This window comes from Dactylosporangium sp. NPDC048998 (assembly GCF_043197855.1).
Classification (GTDB): Bacteria; Actinomycetota; Actinomycetes; order Mycobacteriales; family Micromonosporaceae; genus Dactylosporangium.
Genome location: NZ_JBICTV010000024.1, coordinates 77,094 through 97,250, shown reverse-complemented (window position 1 = coordinate 97,250; position 20,157 = coordinate 77,094). Strand labels below are relative to the sequence as shown.

The 20,157-nt window shown below is 72.8% G+C and carries 16 protein-coding genes; 9 read left to right on the top strand and 7 right to left on the bottom strand.

From position 1 onward, the window contains the following. Window positions 1-33 precede the first annotated feature (33 nt). Genes ACGFI8_RS35765 through ACGFI8_RS35755 form a run of 3 tightly spaced genes read right to left on the bottom strand, consistent with a single transcriptional unit; the run spans window position 34 to window position 3,734 of the window. Complete coding sequence (locus ACGFI8_RS35765; RefSeq protein ID WP_392811403.1) at window positions 34-1,884, bottom strand: glycoside hydrolase family 15 protein; 1,851 nt, start codon at window positions 1,882-1,884, stop codon at window positions 34-36. After that, window positions 1,881-2,351, bottom strand: coding sequence for a thioredoxin (gene trxA / locus ACGFI8_RS35760; protein ID WP_392811402.1), 471 nt, complete (start codon window positions 2,349-2,351; stop codon window positions 1,881-1,883). Before trxA ends, ACGFI8_RS35765 begins: the two co-directional genes overlap by 4 nt. A 12-nt stretch (window positions 2,352-2,363) precedes the next feature. Next, window positions 2,364-3,734 (bottom strand): glutamate decarboxylase, encoded by a 1,371-nt coding sequence (locus ACGFI8_RS35755; protein WP_392811401.1) that lies wholly within the window; start codon window positions 3,732-3,734, stop codon window positions 2,364-2,366. A gap of 60 nt (window positions 3,735-3,794) precedes the next feature. Between ACGFI8_RS35755 and ACGFI8_RS35750 the strand changes: the two genes are divergently transcribed. From ACGFI8_RS35750 to ACGFI8_RS35730, 5 genes are all read left to right on the top strand, one after another. Continuing rightward, complete coding sequence (locus tag ACGFI8_RS35750; protein ID WP_392811399.1) at window positions 3,795-4,952, top strand: glutathione-independent formaldehyde dehydrogenase; 1,158 nt, start codon at window positions 3,795-3,797, stop codon at window positions 4,950-4,952. Between the two features lie 67 nt (window positions 4,953-5,019). Continuing rightward, a complete protein-coding gene (locus tag ACGFI8_RS35745) occupies window positions 5,020-5,481 on the top strand; it encodes a MarR family winged helix-turn-helix transcriptional regulator (RefSeq protein WP_392811398.1) in 462 nt (153 codons plus the stop codon). Window positions 5,482-6,031: 550 nt separating this feature from the next. Beyond that, window positions 6,032-7,222, top strand: a complete 1,191-nt coding sequence (locus ACGFI8_RS35740) for a hypothetical protein (RefSeq protein WP_392811396.1) — start codon at window positions 6,032-6,034, stop codon at window positions 7,220-7,222. Further along, entirely contained in the window at window positions 7,219-8,712 is a 1,494-nt protein-coding gene (locus ACGFI8_RS35735) for an NADH-ubiquinone oxidoreductase-F iron-sulfur binding region domain-containing protein (RefSeq protein ID WP_392811395.1), read from the top strand. The genes ACGFI8_RS35740 and ACGFI8_RS35735 overlap by 4 nt, the downstream gene beginning before the upstream one ends. A 4-nt stretch (window positions 8,713-8,716) precedes the next feature. Beyond that, window positions 8,717-9,178 carry a DUF1996 domain-containing protein gene (locus tag ACGFI8_RS35730; protein WP_392811394.1) on the top strand — a complete coding sequence of 154 codons (462 nt, stop codon included), beginning with the start codon at window positions 8,717-8,719 and terminating at the stop codon, window positions 9,176-9,178. A 52-nt stretch (window positions 9,179-9,230) separates the two neighbouring features. Here the strand turns inward: ACGFI8_RS35730 and ACGFI8_RS35725 are convergent, their stop codons facing one another. The 3 genes from ACGFI8_RS35725 to ACGFI8_RS35715 all read right to left on the bottom strand — a co-directional run bounded on the left by ACGFI8_RS35725 (window position 9,231) and on the right by ACGFI8_RS35715 (window position 13,020). Then, on the bottom strand, window positions 9,231-10,037 hold the full coding sequence (locus ACGFI8_RS35725; RefSeq protein ID WP_392811392.1) for a hypothetical protein: 807 nt from the start codon (window positions 10,035-10,037) through the stop codon (window positions 9,231-9,233). A gap of 56 nt (window positions 10,038-10,093) precedes the next feature. Beyond that, window positions 10,094-11,308, bottom strand: coding sequence for an RNA polymerase sigma factor (locus tag ACGFI8_RS35720; protein WP_392811390.1), 1,215 nt, complete (start codon window positions 11,306-11,308; stop codon window positions 10,094-10,096). Between the two features lie 458 nt (window positions 11,309-11,766). Then, entirely contained in the window at window positions 11,767-13,020 is a 1,254-nt protein-coding gene (locus ACGFI8_RS35715) for an MFS transporter (protein ID WP_392811388.1), read from the bottom strand. A 79-nt stretch (window positions 13,021-13,099) separates the two neighbouring features. Here ACGFI8_RS35715 and ACGFI8_RS35710 point away from each other — a divergent pair, with 79 nt between their 5' ends. The 4 genes from ACGFI8_RS35710 to ACGFI8_RS35695 all read left to right on the top strand — a co-directional run bounded on the left by ACGFI8_RS35710 (window position 13,100) and on the right by ACGFI8_RS35695 (window position 18,198). Continuing rightward, window positions 13,100-14,068 carry a DUF5937 family protein gene (locus ACGFI8_RS35710; protein ID WP_392811387.1) on the top strand — a complete coding sequence of 323 codons (969 nt, stop codon included), beginning with the start codon at window positions 13,100-13,102 and terminating at the stop codon, window positions 14,066-14,068. 83 nt (window positions 14,069-14,151) lie between these two features. After that, a complete protein-coding gene (locus ACGFI8_RS35705) occupies window positions 14,152-14,559 on the top strand; it encodes a VOC family protein (protein WP_392811386.1) in 408 nt (135 codons plus the stop codon). Between the two features lie 68 nt (window positions 14,560-14,627). Beyond that, window positions 14,628-15,896 (top strand): adenosylmethionine--8-amino-7-oxononanoate transaminase, encoded by a 1,269-nt coding sequence (locus ACGFI8_RS35700; protein ID WP_392811460.1) that lies wholly within the window; start codon window positions 14,628-14,630, stop codon window positions 15,894-15,896. Window positions 15,897-16,161: 265 nt separating this feature from the next. Beyond that, entirely contained in the window at window positions 16,162-18,198 is a 2,037-nt protein-coding gene (locus tag ACGFI8_RS35695; RefSeq protein WP_392811385.1) for a glycosyl hydrolase family 28-related protein, read from the top strand. 118 nt (window positions 18,199-18,316) lie between these two features. Here the strand turns inward: ACGFI8_RS35695 and ggt are convergent, their stop codons facing one another. Next, on the bottom strand, window positions 18,317-20,155 hold the full coding sequence (ggt, locus tag ACGFI8_RS35690) for a gamma-glutamyltransferase (protein WP_392811384.1): 1,839 nt from the start codon (window positions 20,153-20,155) through the stop codon (window positions 18,317-18,319). Between the last annotated feature and the right edge of the window lie 2 nt (window positions 20,156-20,157).

The following is a 20,157-nucleotide window of genomic DNA, read 5'->3' as shown; positions in this document are numbered from 1 at the left end:
CGTATGAGGCGCACATGAACGCGGTCCCCGTCCTCAGTGGCCCTCTTCGGCGTGGATGACGCGGAAGACCGCGTTGATGAGCGCCAGGTGCGTGAGCGCCTGCGGGAAGTTGCCCAGGTGCCGCCCGCTGTGCGCGTCGATCTCCTCGGCGTAGAGGCCGAGCGGGCCGGCGAAGGACAGCAGCTTGGCGCACAGCCGGCGGGCGCGTTCCGTCTCGCCGATCTCGACGAGGGCCGAGACCAGCCAGAACGAGCAGACCGTGAACGTGCCCTCGCGGCCGTTCACGCCGTCGTCGGTCTCCTCGGTGCGGTACCGCAGCACCAGGTCGTCGACGGTCAGCTCGTCCTGGATCGCGAGCACCGTCGCACGCACCCGATCGTCGTGCGCCGGCAGGAAGTTGACCAGCGGCACCAGCAGCACCGAGGCGTCCAAGGCGGTGGTGTCGTAGTGCTGCGTGAAGACCCCGCGCTCGTCGACGCCGTGCTCGACGACGTCAGCGCGGATCTCGTCGGCGATGCCCCGCCAGCGTTCCGCGAGCGGGCGGTCGTCGCGCAACTCGGCGAGGCGGGCGCCGCGGTCGAGCGCCACCCAGCACATGACCTTCGACGACGTGAAGTGCCGCGGCTCGCCCCGGACCTCCCAGATGCCGCGGTCCGGCTCGCGCCAGTGCTGCACGGCGGTCTCCACCTGGTGCACCAGCACCGGCCACATGCGCTCGTCGAGCCGGTCCCGGTGCCTGGTGTGCAGCCAGACCGAGTCGAGCATCGCGCCCCAGACGTCGTGCTGGCGGTGGGTGTACGCGTCGTTGCCGACCCGCACCGGGCGCGCGCCCTCGTAGCCGTAGAGATCCTCCAGCGTGTGCTCGGCCAGGTCGCGCTCGCCGCCGACGCCGTACATGACCTGCAGGTCGACGTACCGGTTGGCGATCTCGGTGATGAACCGGCGGAAGTCGTCGGCCTCCCAGTCCAGCCCGAGCGTGAACAGGCCCCAGAGCGCGAAGGTGGAGTCGCGGATCCAGCAGTACCGGTAGTCCCAGTTGCGCTCGCCGCCCGGCGTCTCCGGCAGCGACGTCGTGGCCGCCGCGGCCAGCGCGCCGGTGGGTGCGAACACCAGCCCCTTCAGCGTCAGGGCGCTGCGCTCGAGGTCGGCCCGGAACGGATGGTCGGGGAAGTGGCCCCGGGCCAGCCAGTGCTGCCAGTGGTGGGCGGTCCACACCAGCCGTCGCTCGGCCTCGGCGAGGTCGTGCGGCGGCTCGTGCTCGGTCCACGACAGCGCGCAGAAGCGGGTGTCGCCGTCCTTGAGCAGCGTGCGCGCGATGGCCCGGCCGCCCTCGAAGCCCAGCCGCAGGTCGGTGGTGAGGCGCAGCTCGACGCCGCCGCCGTCGGCCTGGCAGCTGCCCTCGTGGTAGCCCGGCCCGCGGTACTCCCACCGGCCCGGCATCCGCCCGTAGTCGAACATCGGCTCGCAGTCGAGCGTGATCTGGACCTCCCCGCTGACGCACCGGACCATGCGCAGCAGCACGTGCTCCGCGTCGTAGTCGGTCGGCGCCCGCCGGTGCGTGACGGACCGCTCCGTGTCGTGGTGCCAGGGCCCCATGAGCAGCACGTCGAGCACGACGATCCAGCCGGTCGGCGTGCCCCAGCTCGTCTCCAGCACCATCGTGCCGGGCAGGTACCGCCGCGCCGCGGGCACGCGCAGGTCGGACGGGCCCAGCCGGAACCCGCCCGCGCCGCGGTCCAGCAGCGCGCCGAAGACGCTGGGCGAGTCGAGCCGCGGCAGGCAGAGCCACTCGACGTTGCCGCTCGGCGCGATGAGCGCGGTCGTCTCGCAGTCGGACAGGAAGCCGTACGACTCGATCGGCGGGAACGGCGACAGCGCCCTCACGACCCTGCGCCGCCCGCGGGTGCCGACGGTGCCGCCCGGGTCTGCTCGACCGTCTGCTCGACCCACTGCCGCAGCTGGGCGGCGGGCACGGCGCCGATGCGACGGGAGACCAGGTGGCCGCCGTCGAACAGCAGTACCGTCGGCACCGACTGGACGTCGAAGCGCGCGGCGGTGCGCGCCGACGCGTCGACGTCGACCTTGACGACCTTCAGCCGGCCGGCCAGGTCCGCGGCGAGCTGCTCGAGAGCCTCCCCGATCGCGTGGCACGGCGCGCACCAGGTGGCCCACAGGTCGACCACGACCGGGATCGACGAGTGCTCGACGACCTCGGCGAAGGAGTCGTCGCCGGCCGGCACGATCCAGGGCAGCGCGTGCCGGCAGTTGCCGCAGCGCGGCGCGCCCGGCCCGCTCGCCGGCAGCCGGTTCTTCTTCCCGCAGTGCGGGCACGACGTGATCACGGTGTCCATGGCGAAGGCTCCCTAGATGCCGTGTGCGAAGGACGAGAAGCGGGCGTCGTGCGCCGGCGACGCCTGCCGCTCCAGTCGATTCAGGGCCCGGTGCAGGTCGGCCAGCAGCAGGTCGGCGAGGTCGTGGGTGAAGCCGTTGCGCACCACGATCCGCAGCACCGCCAGGTCGGTGCGGTGCTCGGGGAACGTGTAGGCGGGCACGACCCAGCCGGCCTCCCGCAGCGCCAGCGAGACGTCGAAGACCGAGTAGTTCAGCACGTCGTCGTGCAGCGCGACCGCCGTCACCGGCAGTTGCGCGCCGTGGGTCAGGACCCGGAACGGCCCGAGGCCCGCGATGCGCTCCGCGAGCAGCATCGCCACCTCGCGGCTGTACCGCTGGAGCCGGCGGTACCCGCTGAAGCCCAGCCGCAGGAAGTTGTAGTACTGCGCCACGACCTGCGCGCCCGACCGCGAGAAGTCCAGCGTGAACGTGGGCACCTCGCCGCCGAGGTAGTTGACCCGGAACACGAGGTCCTCGGGCAGCGCGCCGGCGTCGCGCCACACGATCCAGCCCAGCCCCGGGTACACCAGCCCGTACTTGTGCCCGGAGACGTTGATCGACGCCACCCGGGGCAGCCGGAAGTCCCACTCGAGCTCCGGGTCGCAGAACGGCGCGACCATCGCGCCCGAGGCGCCGTCCACGTGCACCGGCACGTCCCACCCGGTGCGCCGCTCCAGCTCGTCCAGCGCCGCGCAGATGCCGGCCACCGGCTCGTAGCTGCCGTCGAACGTGGAGCCGAGGATCGCGACGACGCCGATCGCGTTCTCGTCGCAGCGCGCCACCGCCTCCTCCGGCGAGAGGTGGAAGCGGTCGCCCTCCATCGGCACCAGCCGCGCCTCGACGTCCCAGTAGTTGGCGAACTTCTCCCAGCACACCTGCGTGTTGATGCCCATCACGATGTTCGGGCGGTCCGCGGGCCGGCCGGCAGCGCGGCGGGCGTGCTGCCATCTTCGCTTGAGCGCCAGCCCGCCGAGCATGCACGCCTCGCTCGATCCGCCCGTCGAGGCCCCGGGGGCGGCGCGGTAGTCGGGCGCGTGCCACAGCCCGGCGAGCATCCGCACACAGCGGGCCTCCAGGTCGGTGGTGCGCGGGTACTCGTCCCGGTCGACGAGGTTCTTGTCCAGGCTTTCCGACACCAGCCGGGTCGCCTCCGGCTCCATCCACGTGGTGACGAATGTGGCCAGGTTGAGCCGCGGGTTGCCGTCGAGCAGCAGCTCGTCGTGGACCACCTGGTAGGCGACCTGCGGGTCCAGCTCGCCGCCCGGGAGGCGGTCGCGGGGGATGCGCACGGGCTCCCGGGTGAAGACCGGGTTCACCGAGAGCACCGGGGATCGGTCGTTCATCCCCGCGCGCTACCCCGGGCCCCTGGTGGCAAACCGGGGCAGGCGGGTAGTGGTCCGGGCATGCGAGCTGTTGTCTACGAAGGGCCGCGCAGCGTCGCGGTCAAGGACGTACCGGACGCCCGCATCGAGCGCCCGACCGACGTCCTCGTGAAGATCACGACCACCAACATCTGCGGCTCCGACCTGCACATGTACGAGGGGCGGACCGACATGGAGACCGGGCGGGTGCTCGGCCACGAGAACGTCGGGCAGGTCATCGAGGTCGGCGCCGCCGTGGACCGGGTTCGCGTCGGCGACATGGTCTGCGTGCCGTTCAACATCTCGTGCGGCTTCTGCGCGAACTGCGAGCGCGGCCTCACCGCGTTCTGCCTGACCACCAACCCGGACCCGCGCATGGCCGGCGCCGCGTACGGCTTCGCCGACATGGGCCCCTACAACGGCGGGCAGGCCGAGCTGCTGCGCGTGCCGTACGGCGACTTCAACTGCCTGGTGTTGCCGCAGAACGCGCACGATCGCGACTGGCAGCGCGAGTACGTAATGCTGGCGGACATCTTCCCGACGGGCTGGCACGCCACGCAGCTCGCCTGCGTCCAGCCCGGCGACACCGTCGTCATCTACGGCGCCGGGCCGGTCGGCCAGATGGCGGCGCTGTCGGCCGGCATCAAGAACGCCAGCAAGGTCATGGTCGTCGACCACCACAAGGACCGGCTCGAGCTGGCCGAGACCATCGGGGCGATCACCATCGACGAGTCCAGGGAGTCCGTGATCGACCGGGTCATGGAGGAGACGAACGGCCTCGGCGCGGACCGCGGCTGCGAGTGCGTCGGCTACCAGGCGCACGACCCGCAGGAGCACGAGCAGCCGAACCGGACGCTCAACTCGCTCGTGCAGTCGGTCCGCTTCGCCGGCACCATCGGCGTCGTCGGCGTCTTCATCCGCAAGGACCCCGGCAGCCCCGATCCGAACTACCGGGAGAAGGGCGAGCTCGGCTTCGACTACGGCGAGTTCTGGACCCGCGGCCAGTCGATGGGCACCGGCCAGTGCAACGTCAAGAACTACAACCGCTCCCTGCTGCGGCTCATCGAGGAGGGGCGGGCCAAGCCGTCCTTCGTGGTGTCGCACGAACTGGCGCTGGACCGCGCGCCCGCCGGCTACGACCACTTCGACAAGCGAACCAACGGGTGGACGACGGTCGTGCTGCACCCCGACAACATCTGAGCCCGGGCCGCCGCGGCGGCGGATCACGCCGGTCGCGGGCGTCCCGGCCGGCATATAGTCGTGATCGGTGACCGTTTCCCGTAGTGCCCGCAAGCGTGCCGACCCCGACCTCGGCGTGCTGTCCGCGCAGGTGCTCTTCGCGCTGCAGAAGGAGCTCTTCCGCCGCCTCGGCGAGGAGGGCTATCCCGACCTGCGCCCCCGGCACGGGGCGGTGCTGGCCCACCTCGACGCCGAGGGCAGCCGGGCCACCGACCTGGCATACCTGTCGGGCCAGCACAAGCAGGTCATCGGCACGCTGGTCGACGAACTGGCCGCGCTCGGCTACGTCGAGCGGCGCCCCGACCCGCAGGACCGCCGGGCCAAGCTCATCGTCCCGACCGAGCGCGGGCTGGACGAGATGCGCCGCTCGGACGCGATCATGGCCGACATCGAGCGAGGGCACGCCGAGGCCGTGGGCGAGGAGGCGTACGCCGCCTTCAAGGGCGTCCTGCGCCGGGTCGCCGCCCGGCAGCGCGGCGCTCAGGCCTGATCGTCGTTCAGCGACATCCGCTTGACGTCGTCCGTACACATGTTCTATCCACAGGCTGTGGACGGGGTGTGTGTTCGTTCGGACCCGGACAACCGGTGCGACCACGTCGGCCGGCCGAAAGAAGCCCTAACGGCCACTTAAGTGAGGATTCACGAAAGCATTCAGGTTACTGTTCGAAGCGGATCGATGACGACATTCTTCGATCCGCCCGGAGTGTGCCGGGCATGGTCGACAAATCCGACATATCCACCCAGTCTCTGGGCCCAAGGACCCAGGCCGGGGCCTTGTTGATCTATAAAAAGAGTTAAAGACACTTCAAGAAACGGGTCTGGATCATGCTCTGATGGGGGCGAAAGGCACGATCAAACTTAAATTGACCGGTTCCATCGGGCCTGCCTAGGTTGGATGCGGCGGCAGATGGAAATCGCCGGAAATCACCGCACAGGATTGAGGAACTGCAATGGTTCAGCCGCGCCCACCGGCTTCCGGCGGGGCTCTCTCAGGCCGCGGTCGATCCACTCAGAGCCGTCCCCCCTCAGCGGTCAACGTCGTGCTGGCCGCCCTCGCCGGGCTGCTGCTGCTCGGGGTGCTGACCGGCGGCGGGCGCGAGACGCTGAGCCAGCTCTTCGGCTTTCTGGTCTTCTACTGCGGCGTCTTCACGCTCGTGTCGCTGACCCTGACGGTGATCGTCGGCCTGGTCGCCACCGACCGCATCGTGCTGGTCGCCCGGCACCGGGTGTGGGTCCAGTCCGTGCACCGCACGCTGGGCATCGTCGCGATCTCCTGCCTCGGCCTGCACATCGGCGCCGAGCTGGTCGCCGGGCGGGTGGGCATCTTCGGCGCACTGGTGCCGTTCACGACGGCGCCGTTCGCGATCGGGGCCGGCTCCGTCGCGGCGTACCTCATGGTCCTGGTGATGTGGACCGGCATCGTCCGGTCCCGCTTCGCCCAGAACGGGCGCCCGTGGCTTTGGCGGCCGTTGCACGCCGTGGCGTACCTGTCGTGGCCCGTCGCGGTGTGGCACGGGCTCAACGCGGGGCGCCCGCCGGCCGTGTGGGTGACCGCCAGCTACCTCATGCTGCTGTTCCTGACCACGATCGCGCTCGGCCTGCGGCTCTCCGCGGAGCGCGGCCGGCGCCGGCAGCAGCTCGCCGCCGACCGCACCACCACCGAGATCGCGCCGATCGGGCGGTCGAGGCCGTCCGGGTTCGAGCGGCGCGCCGCGCGCTCATCCCGCTTCCGCTGGGACGCGCCGCCGGCCGACCGGATGTGGGCCGAGGGCGTGGCGGCGGACCTGCGCGCCGACTACCGCCGCGAGCCGGCCGAGCCCGCTCCGGTGACCTCTGTGCCGGTCACCTCTGTGCCGGTGACGGCCGTGCCGTACGACGACCCGGAGCCGGCGCCGAAGACGTACCGCGGCTCCGCCGCGGTGTACGACGACTACGACCCCTACGCGACGTACGCAGAGCCGGAGCCGGCCTACAAGGAGCCCGGCATGACGCTGCGCGACCGGTTCGCCGCCCGGCGCTCGGCCGCGGCCGCCGAGCAGGACCGCTACGCCGACGACGACGACACGCCCACGCTGGTCAACCTCGACACCCGGCGCGAGCTGCGCCGCCAGGAGCGCGACCGGCGGGAACAGGCGCGGCAGGCCGCCCGCCAGCAGGGTGGTGGTCGCCGGTACCGCGCCGATGACGACGACGTCGAGTACTGGGCCCGGCTGCGGGGCGAGGCGCGATGAGCGGCCGGGGCCGCGGGAGCGTCGCCGCGGTGCCGGTGCCGACCGTGCTGGCGCTCGGCCCGGCCCGGCTGACCGCGGGCCTGGACCGCGCCGAGCGGCTCGACCTACGCGACCACCTGCGGGTGCACGGCCCCGTCGGTCCGCTGTCCCAGCGCACGCTGATCGAGCTGGCCGAGGACATCAAGCTGACCGGGCGCGGCGGGGCGGGGTTCCCGTTCGCCAAGAAGGTCCGCGCCGTCGCCGAGGCCGTCGAGCGGCGCATGCTCGCGCCGTTCGTGGTGGTGAACGCGACCGAGGGCGAGCCCGCGGCCTGGAAGGACAAGGTCCTGCTGACCCGCGCCCCGCACCTGATCCTCGACGGCGCCGCGCTGGTCGCCTGGGCGCTGCGGGCCGTGGAGATCGTGCTGTGCGTCGCCGACGACGGCATCGGCGAGGCCTCGCTGCTCTCCGCCCTCGCCGAGCGCGACGTGCCGGTGCCGGCGCGCGTGGTGCGGGTGCCGCACCGGTTCATCTCCGGCGAGGGCGGCGCGCTGGTGCAGGGCATCAACGGCCTGCCGCACATCCCGCCGGGCATCAAGCGCCGCGCGAGCGAGGGCGGCGTGGCCGGGCAGCCGACGCTGCTGTCCAACGCCGAGACGTTCGCACAGCTGGCGATCGCCGCCCGGATCGGGCCGCGGCGCTACCGCGAGGTCGGCGGCGACGAGCCCGGCACGGTGCTGCTGAGCGTCACTGGCAGCGCGCGGCAGCCGGCCGTGGTTGAGTGCCCGACCGGCACCCCGCTCGCCGACGTGCTCGACCTGTGCGCGGTGCCCGCCGGGCCGGCCGTGCTCTCCGGCGGATTCCACGGGCGCTGGCTGGACATGGCCACGGCCTGCCGGGCCGAGGTCTCGCGGCGCGGGATGGCCGCCGTCGGCGGGGCGCTTGGGGCCGGGATCGTGCTGCCGATCGGGCCGGACACGTGCCCGGTGGGCGAGGTCGCCCGCGTGGTGCGCTACCTCGCGGCCGAGTCGGCCGGGCAGTGCGGCCCGTGCCGCCTGGGCCTGCCGGACCTGGCCCGGGCCGTGGACGGCGTGGCGTCGGGAGCCGGCGATCCGGGCGTGGTGCGGGCGGCCGCGGCGGCGGTCAAGGGCCGGGGTGCGTGCAGCCATCCCGACGGTACCGCCGGATTCGCCACCTCCGCCCTGGAGGTCTTCGCCGACGATCTGGCCCGCCACGCCCGCGCGGGCGACTGCGGGCGCCCGGTCGCCGGGGTGCTGCCGGTGCCCACCGCCCGCGAGGAGGGCGGCACGCGGCGGCTGCACGTCGACTGGTCCCGCTGCGACGGGCACGGCCTGTGCGCCGACGTCGCGCCGGACCTCATCAGGCTGGACGGCAACGGCTATCCGGCCTTCCCCGACGCACCGGTACCGGTGCGGCTCGAGCCCCTCGCCGTGCAGGCGGTGGCGGTGTGCCCGGCGCTCGCGCTGCGCATGGCGGCCGCGAAACGGTGACGTGATGATCGAGGCGACCGGGCGGCACGAGGCCGAGGGACGGGACCCCGACGACGAGCTCCTGTGCGCCCTGTACCGCGAGCACGCCGACGCGCTGCTGCGCTTCGTCGCCCGGCTCACCAACCGCACGACGACGAAGTACCCGGTGTGCCCGCAGGGCAGCCAGATCCAGCGGATCCTCGACTTCCCGAGCTGCTGGGACGGCAAGAACACGGACAGCGCCAACCACCGCTCGCACATCGTCTTCCCGAACGCCGACGGCAAGTGCCCGCGCCGGACCTCGGCCGTGCCGCGGCTGCGGATGACGATCTCGTACGACCGGCAGGCGGCCGGCACCTTCGCGCTGGACTCGTTCCCGGAGCAGCTGCACTCGCCGATTACCGACCACGGCGACTTCGCCAACGTGATGGCGCCGCAGCTGATGAACTTCGTGGTCGGGTGCATCAACAGCGGCCGCCGCTGCTGAAGCTCCGGCTGCCCTTGACAGGTCGGATAGATCCGGCGCGAGTGCGCCGAATCTATCCGGCCTGTTGCTGTGTGGCGCCGTTCAGCTCCCGGTAGGCCGAGACGATCGCCGCCGTGCGCTCGGCCAGGTCGCGGATCTCGTCCGGCGCGGCCTCGGTCCGCTCGAACGCGGCGCAGCGGCTGGCCAGGTTTGTCAGCGACTCGATCCGGCGGTCGATCTCGGCGCTCAGGGCGCGCTGCGCGGCGTCGATCCGGGTCAGGCGGTCCTCGAGGCCCGCGCGCACCCGCGCGTCGGGCGGCAGTGCGCCGTAGCGGGCGTCGCTGAGGCCGGCGTACTGCTCGGCGAGGTCGGCGTGGTCGTGCAGCAGGCCCGCCAGGGTCCACAGCGACGCCGACACCTCCGCCCGCGGCGACGGGATCCGCACGAGCTCGGCCAGCAACGGCCACGCCACCAGCACCGTCCGCGCCGCGTCGAACGCGCGGCGGAAGCGGGCCACCTCGGCGCGCGTGGCGAGCATGCGGTGCCGGTTGGCCCAGCGCCGCTCGAGCCGGGCCACGGCGGCGTTGTGGCGGCGGCCGACGTACACCGTGGCCGCGGCCCCGGCGGGCAGGGCGACCCAGGGGGTCACCAGCGCGGAGGCGGTGAGCGTGGCGCCCACGACGATCGCCAGCAGGCTGCCGGTGAGCAGCCGGGTGCCCTGCAGGTCCGGGGCGTCGCGGGCCCAGTCCTCGCCCGGCGTGCCGGTGAGCCGGACGGCGACCACGCCGTCGTAGTCGGCCCGCTCGGCCCGCCCGGGCGGGGCCGGATCGTCGCGCGAGACGAGGCAGCGGCCGGTGTCGTCGAACACGACGTACAGCACTCGTCGATCGTAGAGGGGTATTGCTCGCCGGGTAGCGCTCGTCAGGTCAGTTCAGGTCAGGTCAGGCATGCCGCCTTCCGCTCCAGGTACCGCTGCTCCGGCAGGCTCGTCGTGCGCCGGGCGGCCAGCGAATACCACGTCCGGGCCTCCGCGCGCGAGCCCGTCATCTCCAGCAGGTGCGCCCGCACCGCCGCCAGCCGGTGGTGAGACGCCATCCGGTCGTCGTCGTCGAGCGCGGCGAGCAGGTGCAGGCCGGCCTGTGGCCCCTTCACCATCGCCAGCGCGACGGCGTGGTTGAGCGTCACCATCGGGTTGGGCGCCACCCGGGTCAGCAGCTGGTAGAGCGCCAGGATCTGCGGCCAGTCGGTCTCGCCGGCCCGCGCGGCCTCGTCGTGGACGGCGGCGATCGCGGCCTGCAGCTGGTACGGCCCGGGCGGCCCCTGGGGCAGCGTGCGCGTGATGAGCTGCGTGCCCTCGTCGATCATCGGGCGCAGCCAGCGCGAGCGGTCCTGCTCGGCGAGGGGGACCAGCGTCCCGTCCGGCAGCGTGCGGGCCGGGCGGCGCGCGTCGGTGAGCAGCATGAGCGCGAGCAGGCCGGCCACCTCGCCGTCGGCGGGCAGCAGGCGGTGCACCTCGCGGGTCAGCCGGATCGCCTCCGCGGTGAGGTCGCCGCGCTGCAGGTCCGCGCCGGAGGAGGCGGTGTACCCCTCGTTGAAGATGAGGTACAGCACCTGCAGGACGACCTCGAGCCGGGGCTGGCGCTCCTCGGGCGGCGGCGGGGCGAACCGGGCGCCGGCCGATTTGATCTTCGCCTTGGCGCGGCTGATGCGCTGGGCCATCGTGGCCTCGGGGACCAGGAAGGCGCTCGCGATCTCGGCCGTGGTCAGGCCGCCGACCGCGCGCAGGGTGAGGGCCAGCTGGGAGGCCGCGGACAGCGCCGGGTGGCAGCACAGGAACAGCAGCGTGAGCGTGTCGTCGCGCTCCGGCACCTCGTCGGGCGGCTCCGGCTCCAGGACCGCGACCGTGAGCTCGCGCCGCCGGCGGGCGTCGTCGGAGCGGAACTGGTCGGTGAGGCGGCGCACGGCGACCGTGATGAGCCAGCCGCGCGGGTTGGCCGGCACGCCCTCGGCCGGCCACTGCAGCGCGGCGGCCAGCAGCGCCTCCTGCACCGCGTCCTCGCAGGCGTCGAACTGCCCGTACCGCCGGATCAGGATGCCCAGCACCTGCGGGGCGAGCGCGCGCAGTTCGTCCTCGACCGTCACAACCAACAACTACACCACCACGGACCGCGCCCGGCCGGTCAACGTACGACACTGGGCGTACACGCGATTACGCCCCGCGGGCCACGACGCGGGGCCGCGTCTTTGCCAGGCTGGAGGCCGTGCGATTCACACCGAAATGGCGCAAGGCGATCCTGACGCTGCACGTGGCCACCGCGGTCGGGTGGCTCGGCACCGACCTGGTGCTGCTCACGCTCGGCATCGCCGGCCTAACCGGCGCCGCCGACCGCGACGTGGTGTACCCGGCCGCGGCGCTCGTCGGGCGGGTGCTGTTCGTGCCGCTGACATTCGTGGTGTGGCTGGTCGGCGTGGTCAACGCCGTCGGCACTCCGTGGGGGCTCGTCAAGTGGTGGTGGGTGGCGGTGAAGCTCGGCATTGTGACCGTCATGCTCGGGCTCGTCACGTTCGCGCTGTACCCCAACCTCGTCCAGGCCGAGCTGGGCGCCCTGCTACCCCAGCGGGAGCGGCTCAACCTGGTCATCGCGCCCGCGGTCTCCAGCTCCCTGCTGGTGTTCTCGACGATCCTGTCGACGTACAAGCCCTGGGGCCGCACCAAGCGCGCCGAGCAGCGTCGCGGCGCCGAGCAGCCCGATGACGGTGCCGGGGCGCAGCACCTCCGCCAGGAGGCCGGCCAGCGCGGGCAGTAGCCCCTGCGCGGTCATCAGGCCGGTGGTGAGCAGCCCGAACGCCTGCCCGCGGCCGTCGGCCGGCAGCGCGTCGCGAAACGCCTCCTGCACGCCGAGGCCGAACGCGAACCCGGCACCGACCACGACCAGCGCGGCGGCGAGCGGCGGCCACGGCACCGGGGCGACGAAGGCCAGGCACGGCAGCCCCATCAGCGCGATCAGGACCGGCACCAGCGGCTCCCGCCACGCCGGGCGGACCAGGCGGCCGACCACGACGTTGCCGGCGATCATCCCGACCGGGATCGCGGCCAGCAGCCAGCCGGCCACGCCGACCGGGAAGCCGCGCCCGGCCGCGTACGGGACCATGAGCGCCTCCGCGCCGGTGATGAACGCGGGCGGCAGCCACTGGATGAGCAGCAGGCGGCGGATCGTCCGGTCGCGCAGCAGCTCGAGGTTGCCCCGCCAGCTCGCCGCGGCCAGCCCGCCCCGGACCCGCGAGACCGCGGGGGTGTCCGCGAGGCCGAGGCGGGTCCAGGCCGCCGCGACGACGTGGCCGAGCGCGGCGAGCAGCATCGCCCGCCGGCCGCCGAGCGCGGCGACCGCGAGCCCAGCGCCGGCCATGCCGACGAGCTGGGCCAGCGACGAGGCCATGTTGGCCAGGGAGCGGCCCAGCACGTACGCGTCGCCGGCGAGCGCCTCGGCGATCAGCGAGTTCTGCGCCCCGGCGAAGATCGGGATCAGCAGCGCCGCCGCGGCGACCAGCGCCAGGGAGCCCCACACCGGCAGCGGCGCCGCGGCGAGCAGGGCCGCGGCGCCCGCCTCGGCGAGGTAGCCGAGCACGATCAGGCGCCGGGGGCGCACCCGGTCCGCGAGCGCCCCGAACAGCCCGGCGCCCAGCAGCTGCGGCAGAAACCCGATGCCGTAGGCGAGCGCGGCCAGCGCCGGCGAGCCGGTCGTGGCGTAGACCAGCAGCGAGAGCGCGACGATCCGCAGCGTGTCCGCGAGGATGCTCAGCGTGCGGGTGCCGAGCAGGACCCGGAACGTGTCGTTGCGCAGCACCGCTGTGTACGTCGTCATGCCGTCAGGCTCCGGGAGGTACGACGTCCGGGGTGAGGTTTTCGTCCCTCGACGTAAGGTCGGGCGTAAGGTCGGGGGCATGCTCCGGCTGGAGGTCGACGCCACCGACCTGCTGCACACCCGCTTCGGCGTGTCGCCGCTGTTCGAACTCGGCGCCCTGCTGCGCAAGCTCGCCGGCCTGGCGCCACTGGGCCCGTTCGCGCGGCTGCGCCCCGTGTACGAACGGCTGCGCGCCGAGACCGAACTCGACGCCGTCGTCGCGCTGCACACCGCCCGTTACGGCGCCGACTTCGTCGGGCCGCCGCCAGGCATGCAGCAGACCTGGGAGGCCGACCTCGCCGCGGTGCGGGCCACGCCGCTGCCGGTGGCGCGCCGGGAGATCGCGCGGGCCCTGGCCCAGGGTCCCAGGATCCCGGATTCGGTACTGCGCGTGCTCCACTCCGCCGACGTCGTCAACCGGCTGGCCGCAGCCCTCGAGTCGGCGTGGCTGGCGCTGCTCGCCCCCGACTGGCCGCAGCTGCGCGCGATCTGCGAGAGCGACGTCGTGCACCGCGCCGGCCGGCTCGGCGAGGGCGGCTGGGCGGCCGCGTTCAACGGCCTGCACCGCGACGTGCGCTGGCACGACGGCGCGATCGAGATGGGCGACCGCTTCGGGGCGGCCACGGTCCCCTCCGACGGCACGGGCCTGCTGCTGGTGCCGTCCGCGCTGATCTGGCCGGGCGTGAGCACGTTCACCGACCCGCCGTGGCGGCGCGCGCTCGTCTACCCGGCCCGCGGCGTGGCCGCCCTGTGGGAGGCGCCCACCGGCGGCGGCGCGCTCGCCGAGCTCGTCGGCCGCTCGCGGGCCCGGCTCCTCGTGGCGCTGGACGCCCCGGCGAGCACGACGCAGCTCGCGGCCCGGCTGGGCCTGGCCGTCGGCGCCGTCGGCGACCACCTCGCGATCCTGCGCCGGGCGGGCCTGGTGCACCCGGCCCGGGCCGGGCGCTCGGTGCTCTACCGCCGCACCCCGCTCGGCGACGCGCTGGCCGCCAGCAGCGGCGTGGGGTGACGATGCGTGACGAGCGGCCGCGCGAGCGGCCTTTGCGCACTAGGCTGCGGGTATCGCAGGTCACACGACCAAGGGAGTTTGCTGTGGCATCGAGGCTCAACCCGTACATCAGTTTCCGGGGCAACGCCCGACAGGCGATGGAGTTCTACCAGAACGTCTTCGGCGGCGAACTGCGCATGAACACGTTCGGCGAATACGGCTCGGACGACGCGAGCATCGCCGACCAGATCATGCACGCGATGCTGGAGACGCCGGGCGGCTACACGCTCATGGCGTCGGACACGCCGCCCAACATGACGGTCACGCCGGGCGACAACATCACGATCAGCCTCAGCGGTGACGACGGCGCCGAGCTGCGCCGCTACTGGGAGAAGCTCTCCGCCAGCGGCAAGGTCTCCATCCCGCTGGAGAAGCAGATGTGGGGCGACGAGTTCGGCTCCTGCGTCGACCAGTTCGGCATCCAGTGGATGGTGAACATCACCCAGCCCTAGGGCTGACCCGCGGCCCGCCCGCGGGCACGGCATATCGTCGGTCCATGGCTTTGGAGCCGATGGGGCCCATGGACCCCGACGAGCTGGCCGCGCTCGACCGCGAGCACGTCTGGCACCCCTACGCGCCGATGCCGGCGACCCAGCGCCCGCTGGTGGTCTCGTCGGCGTCGGGCGTACGGCTGACCCTCGCCGGCGGCGAGGAGCTCGTCGACGGGATGTCCTCGTGGTGGGCGGCGATCCACGGGTATGCCCACCCGGTCCTCGACGCCGCCGTGCGCGACCAGCTGGGCCGGATGAGCCACATCATGTTCGGCGGGCTGACGCACGAGCCGGCCGTCCGGCTGGCCAAGACCCTCGTCGACATCACGCCCGACCCGCTGCGGCACGTGTTCTTCTGCGACTCCGGGTCCGTGGCGGTCGAGGTCGCGGTCAAGATGTGCCTGCAGTACCACCGGTCGCTCGGCCGCCCCGGGAAGCGCCGGATGCTGACCTGGCGCGGCGGATACCACGGCGACACGTTCCACCCGATGTCGGTGACCGACCCCGACGGCGGGATGCACAGCCTGTGGCGCGGCGTGCTGCCCGAGCAGGTGTTCGTACCCATGCCGCCGGTGGAGTACGACCCCGCCTACGTCGCCGGGCTGGACGAGACCCTGCGCCGGCAGCGCGACGAGATCGCCGGGATCATCGTCGAGCCGGTCGTGCAGGGCGCGGGCGGCATGCGCTTCCACAGCCCCCGATATCTCACCGCGCTGCGCGAGCTCGCCGACGAGCACGACGTCCTGCTCGTCTTCGACGAGATCGCGACCGGCTTCGGCCGCACCGGCGCGCTGTTCGCGGCCGGCCACGCGGGCGTCACGCCCGACGTGATGTGCATCGGCAAGGCGATGACCGGGGGGTACCTCTCGATGGGCGCGACCCTGTGCGTGCCCCGGGTGGCGCGGGGCATCAGCCGCGGCGAGACGCCGGTGCTGGCCCACGGGCCGACGTTCATGGGCAACCCGCTCGCCTCGGCGGTGGCCAACGCCTCGATCGAGCTGCTGCTCTCGGGCGACTGGGCCGCCACGGTGACGCGCATCGAGACCGGCCTGATCGACGGGCTTGCGCCCGCCCGCGAGGTCGCCGGGGTCCGCGACGTGCGCGTGCTCGGCGCGATCGGCGTGGTGCAGCTCGACCACGAGGTCGACATGGCCGCGGCCACGAAGGCCGCGGTGGGCCATGGGGTCTGGCTGCGGCCGTTCCGCGATCTCGTGTACACCATGCCGCCGTACGTCACCGGCGACGACGACCTCGAGCGCGTCTGCGCGGCCGTGGTGGCCGCGGCCGCCGCCGCATAACGCCCGCACCGTCCATTTGGGACATCGCACTGCAATCCCGCGCGCCTTGCTGTGCAAGAAGGGCGCAACGTTACGCAATTATTTCGCGAGCCCTTGTGTAATGGGGTACGGCGGCCCTACTGTCACTTCACTCACGGCGTCCGCCCACCCGCCTCGAGCGTCCGAGGTGCACACCCCATCACCCCGCTCGACGTCCGCCCACCTCGATGCGACCGGTGCGTTCGCCAACCAGGAAGAGCGCTTTCCGAGAGAAACGAGTCAATCGATGTCACGGAGCACCACAGGAGCACCACCGCGGTGGTCCGCGGCGGCGGCCGCGGCCGCCGTAGGCCTCGGGGTCATCGTCGCCGGTGGCACCGCCGCCCTCGCCGCGCCGGCAGGGTCGGCGGGGCCGGTCGTCACGCGGGCGGCCCTGGACCCCGCGCTCGTCGCGGGCCGGGGCGCGAGCGTCGGCTTCGCCGAGCAGGAGGCGGAGAACGCCAAGACCAACGGGGTGGTCATTGGCCCGGACCGCGCGGCGTACACGCTGGCCGCGGAGGCGTCCGGCCGGTCGGCGGTCAAGCTCACGCCCGGGCAGTACGTCGAGTTCACGCTGCCGAGCGCGGCGAACGCGATCAACGTGCGGTACAGCATCCCGGACGCGCCCAACGGCGGGGGCATCACCGCGCCGCTCGACGTGACGGTCAACGGCAAGTCGAAGCAGACGATGACGCTGACGTCGCAGTACTCCTGGCTGTACAACCAGTACCCGTTCACCAACGACCCCAACGCGGGCCTGCTGCACCCCGACTGGTGGATCACGGAGTGCGGCTGCGTGCCGGCCGGCACCACGCCGACGCCGCAGATCACCAAGCCGTTCCGCCCGTTCCACTTCTACGACGAGCAGCGGCTGCTGCTCGGCAACACGTACAAGGCCGGCGACAAGGTCCGGCTCCAGGTTCCGGCCGGCAGCAAGGCCGCCTGGACCGTGATCGACCTGCTCGACTCCCAGATCGTGGGCGCCCCGAAGGTCAACCTGCTGGCGTCCAACGTGCTGTTCTTCGGCGCCGACCCGACCGGCAAGCGCGACTCGGCCGACGCGTTCGACATGGCGATCGCCTTCGCCAAGTGGACGCACCTCAAGGTCTACGTGCCCCCGGGCACGTACCAGGTCAACCGGCACATCGTCGTCGACGACGTGACGATCGAGGGCGCCGGCTCGTGGTACACGATCATCAAGGGCCACGAGGTCGCCCTGAGCCAGCCCCTGCCCGACAAGTCGATCCACACCGGGGTCGGCTTCTACGGCAAGTACGCCCAGGACGGCGGCAGCCGCAACGTCCACCTCTCCGGGTTCTCGATCATCGGTGACGTGCGCGAGCGCATCGACACCGACCAGGTCAACGGCATCGGCGGGGCGATGTCGGACTCCACCATCGACGGGCTGTACATCCAGCACACGAAGGTGGGCCTGTGGTTCGACGGCCCGATGAACAACACGAAGATCACCAACACCACGGTCGTCGACCAGATCGCCGACGGCCTGAACTTCCACACCGGCGTCACCAACTCGACCGTGTCGAACAGCTTCTTCCGCAACACGGGCGACGACGCGCTGGCGATGTGGTCGGAGGCCACGTCGAACGCGAACAACACGTTCGACCACAACACCGTCCAGACCCCGACGCTGGCCAACGGCATCGCGATCTACGGCGGCAAGGACATCACGGTCTCCGGCAACCTCGTCGCCGACCCGATCCGCGAGGGCAGCGGCCTGCACCTGGGCACCCGCTTCGGCGCGCAGCCCTTCGCCGGCACGATCAACATCACGAACAACACCACGGTCCGGGCCGGGACCTACGAGCTCAACTGGAACATCGGCCTGGGCGCGATCTGGCTCTTCGCGCTCGAGGGCAACCTCGACGCGAACGTCCAGGTCGTCGGCGACAACTTCCTCGACAACACCTACAACGCGATCATGCTGGTCGCCGACTGGCCGGTGAAGGACCAGTACTCGATCACCAACGTCCACTTCAAGGACGTCAAGGTCGACGGCACCGGCACGTCAGTCGTCAGCGCCCGGGCCGCGGGCTCCGCGACCTTCGAGAACGTCGACGCCCGCAACGTGGGCGCGGTGGGCGTGAACAACTGCGGTTCGTTCCACTTCACCCCGGCCGGCTCGGAGTTTTCCCTGGTCGACCTGGGCGGCAACGACGGCGGCGGCACCACGGGCCCGTGGCTGGCGTCGTGGGAGCTGCCGAACACCATCACCTGCGACGACCGCCCGCCGGTCGTGGTTCCCCCGGCTCCGCAGCCGTGGTGACGTCCTGGGGATGAGGGGGCGCCCCCGCCGGGTTTCCGGCGGGGGCGCCTTCGCGTTCGACCCGATCCGATACGTCCAGACGCTGGCGCGTCCGGATGTATCGGATATTTCGTAAATATCAGTGCACGGTCCCCGCGGAGCCCGAACCGCGGCGGACCGGCTCGGCGCAGGCCAGCAGCCGGCCGTGCGGCAGGAACTCGATCGCCGTGGCCGCGCCGATCTCGGCCATCGGGGTGTACGCGTGTCCGAGCAGGCCCAGCGCCTGGCCCTCGGGCGAGTCGATGAAGGCCGGCTCGGCGGTGACCGACGCCGTGTTGCGCTGGGAGGCGCGGGGCGCGGCCACCGCCTGAGGCAGGGTCATGCCGAGGTCGAGCCGGTTGACCAGGATCTGCAGGACGGTGGTGATGATCGTCGAGCCGCCGGGCGAGCCCAGCGCCAGGAACGGCCGGCCGTGCTGCAGCACGATCGTCGGCGCCATCGAGCTGCGCGGGCGCTTGCCGGGGCCCGGCAGGTTGGGGTCGGCGGCGGTGCCCTGGGTCGGCGTGAAGTTGAAGTCGGTCAGCTCGTTGTTGAGCAGGAACCCGCGGCCCGGCACGACGATGCCGTTGCCGCCGATCTGCTCGATCGTGAGCGTGTACTCCACGACGTTGCCCCACCGGTCCGCGACCGTCAGGTTGGTCGTGGACTGCCCCTTGTCGGGCGCGGCGCCGCCGGTCGCGGTGTCGCACCGCTGCTTGTAGCGGCCGTCGGGCACGCCGGGGGCGACCGGTTTCGCGAGCGCCCGGGCCGGGTCGATCCGGCACGCGCGCTCGGCCGCGAAGCCGTCGGTCAGCAGGGCGTCGAGCAGCGGGCGGGGCGTGTAGTCGCCGACGTACCGGTTGCGGTCGGCGAAGGCGAGGGCGCTCGCCTCGAGATACCGGTGCAGGGCCTGTGTCTTGTCGAGACCGTACTCGCCGGACTGCACGCCGGACTGTTCGAGGATGTTGAGGGCCTCGCCCACGGTCGAGCCGCCGGAGGACGGCGTGGCCATCCCGTAGACGTCGTAGCCGCGGTACGTGACGTGCGTGGGCGCGGGGCGCCGCACGTCGTAGGCGCGCAGGTCGTCCAGCGTCATGCCGCCGGGGCGGATCTGGTACTGCCACGGCCGCGACGGGCTGGACGCCACCGGCGGGCGCTGCACCGCGGAGACGAGGTCGCGGCCGATCTCGCCGCCGTAGAACGCGCCGGTGCCCCGGCGGGCGATGAGGTCGTACGTGGCGGCGAGGTCGGGGTTGCGCAGCGTGCTGCCGACCGCGGGCGGCGCGCCGCCGGGCAGGAACAGCCTCGCCGTCGGCTCGAACTGCGCGAACGCGGCGGCGTTGTCGCTGACCTGCTGGGCGAAGGTCGCGTCCACGGTGAAGCCGTCGCGCGCGACCTGGGCGGCCGGGCGCAGGGCCGCCGACAGCGGGCGGGTGCCCCAGCGGCGCGCCGCGGCGTCCCACGTGGCCAGCGACCCCGGGACGCCGGCCGAGAGCCCGCTGACCCGGGCCTCCTGGAAGGCGTACGGCTGCCCCGTCGCCGGGTCGACGAACGCGTTCTCGCCCATCGAGCGCGGCGCGGTCTCCCGGCCGTCGAGCGTGGACACGCGACCGGTGCGGGCGTCGTAGTACACGAAGAACCCGCCCCCGCCGATGCCGGAGGAGAAGGGCTCGGTCACGCCCAGCGTGGCGGCCACGGCGAGCGCGGCGTCGACCGCGTTGCCGCCGTCGCGCAGCACCCGCAGGCCGGCCGCGGTGGCCGTGGCGTCGACCGACGCGACCGCCCCGCCGTAGCCGGTCGCGGTGGGGCCGGACGGTCTCGCGCCGGCCGTCCCGGCCGCGGCCGCGGGCGCGGCCGGGGCGAGCAGGACGGCGGCCAGTAGGAGTGGGATGAGCCTTCGCACGGGTACCTCCCATAGGGATCGACGGCGATCACTCATCC

Excerpts from the sequence above, each read along its gene's own strand:
- ACGFI8_RS35695 (WP_392811385.1), top strand. The coding sequence starts at position 16,162 with ATGTCACGGAGCACCACAGGAGCACCACCGCGGTGGTCCGCGGCGGCG.
- trxA (WP_392811402.1), bottom strand. The coding sequence starts at position 2,351 with ATGGACACCGTGATCACGTCGTGCCCGCACTGCGGGAAGAAGAACCGG.
- ggt (WP_392811384.1), bottom strand. The coding sequence starts at position 20,155 with ATGAGTGATCGCCGTCGATCCCTATGGGAGGTACCCGTGCGAAGGCTC.
- ACGFI8_RS35700 (WP_392811460.1), top strand. The coding sequence starts at position 14,628 with ATGGACCCCGACGAGCTGGCCGCGCTCGACCGCGAGCACGTCTGGCAC.
- ACGFI8_RS35735 (WP_392811395.1), top strand. The coding sequence starts at position 7,219 with ATGAGCGGCCGGGGCCGCGGGAGCGTCGCCGCGGTGCCGGTGCCGACC.
- ACGFI8_RS35750 (WP_392811399.1), top strand. The coding sequence starts at position 3,795 with ATGCGAGCTGTTGTCTACGAAGGGCCGCGCAGCGTCGCGGTCAAGGAC.
- ACGFI8_RS35710 (WP_392811387.1), top strand. The coding sequence starts at position 13,100 with ATGCTCCGGCTGGAGGTCGACGCCACCGACCTGCTGCACACCCGCTTC.
- ACGFI8_RS35755 (WP_392811401.1), bottom strand. The coding sequence starts at position 3,734 with ATGAACGACCGATCCCCGGTGCTCTCGGTGAACCCGGTCTTCACCCGG.
- ACGFI8_RS35715 (WP_392811388.1), bottom strand. The coding sequence starts at position 13,020 with ATGACGACGTACACAGCGGTGCTGCGCAACGACACGTTCCGGGTCCTG.
- ACGFI8_RS35730 (WP_392811394.1), top strand. The coding sequence starts at position 8,717 with ATGATCGAGGCGACCGGGCGGCACGAGGCCGAGGGACGGGACCCCGAC.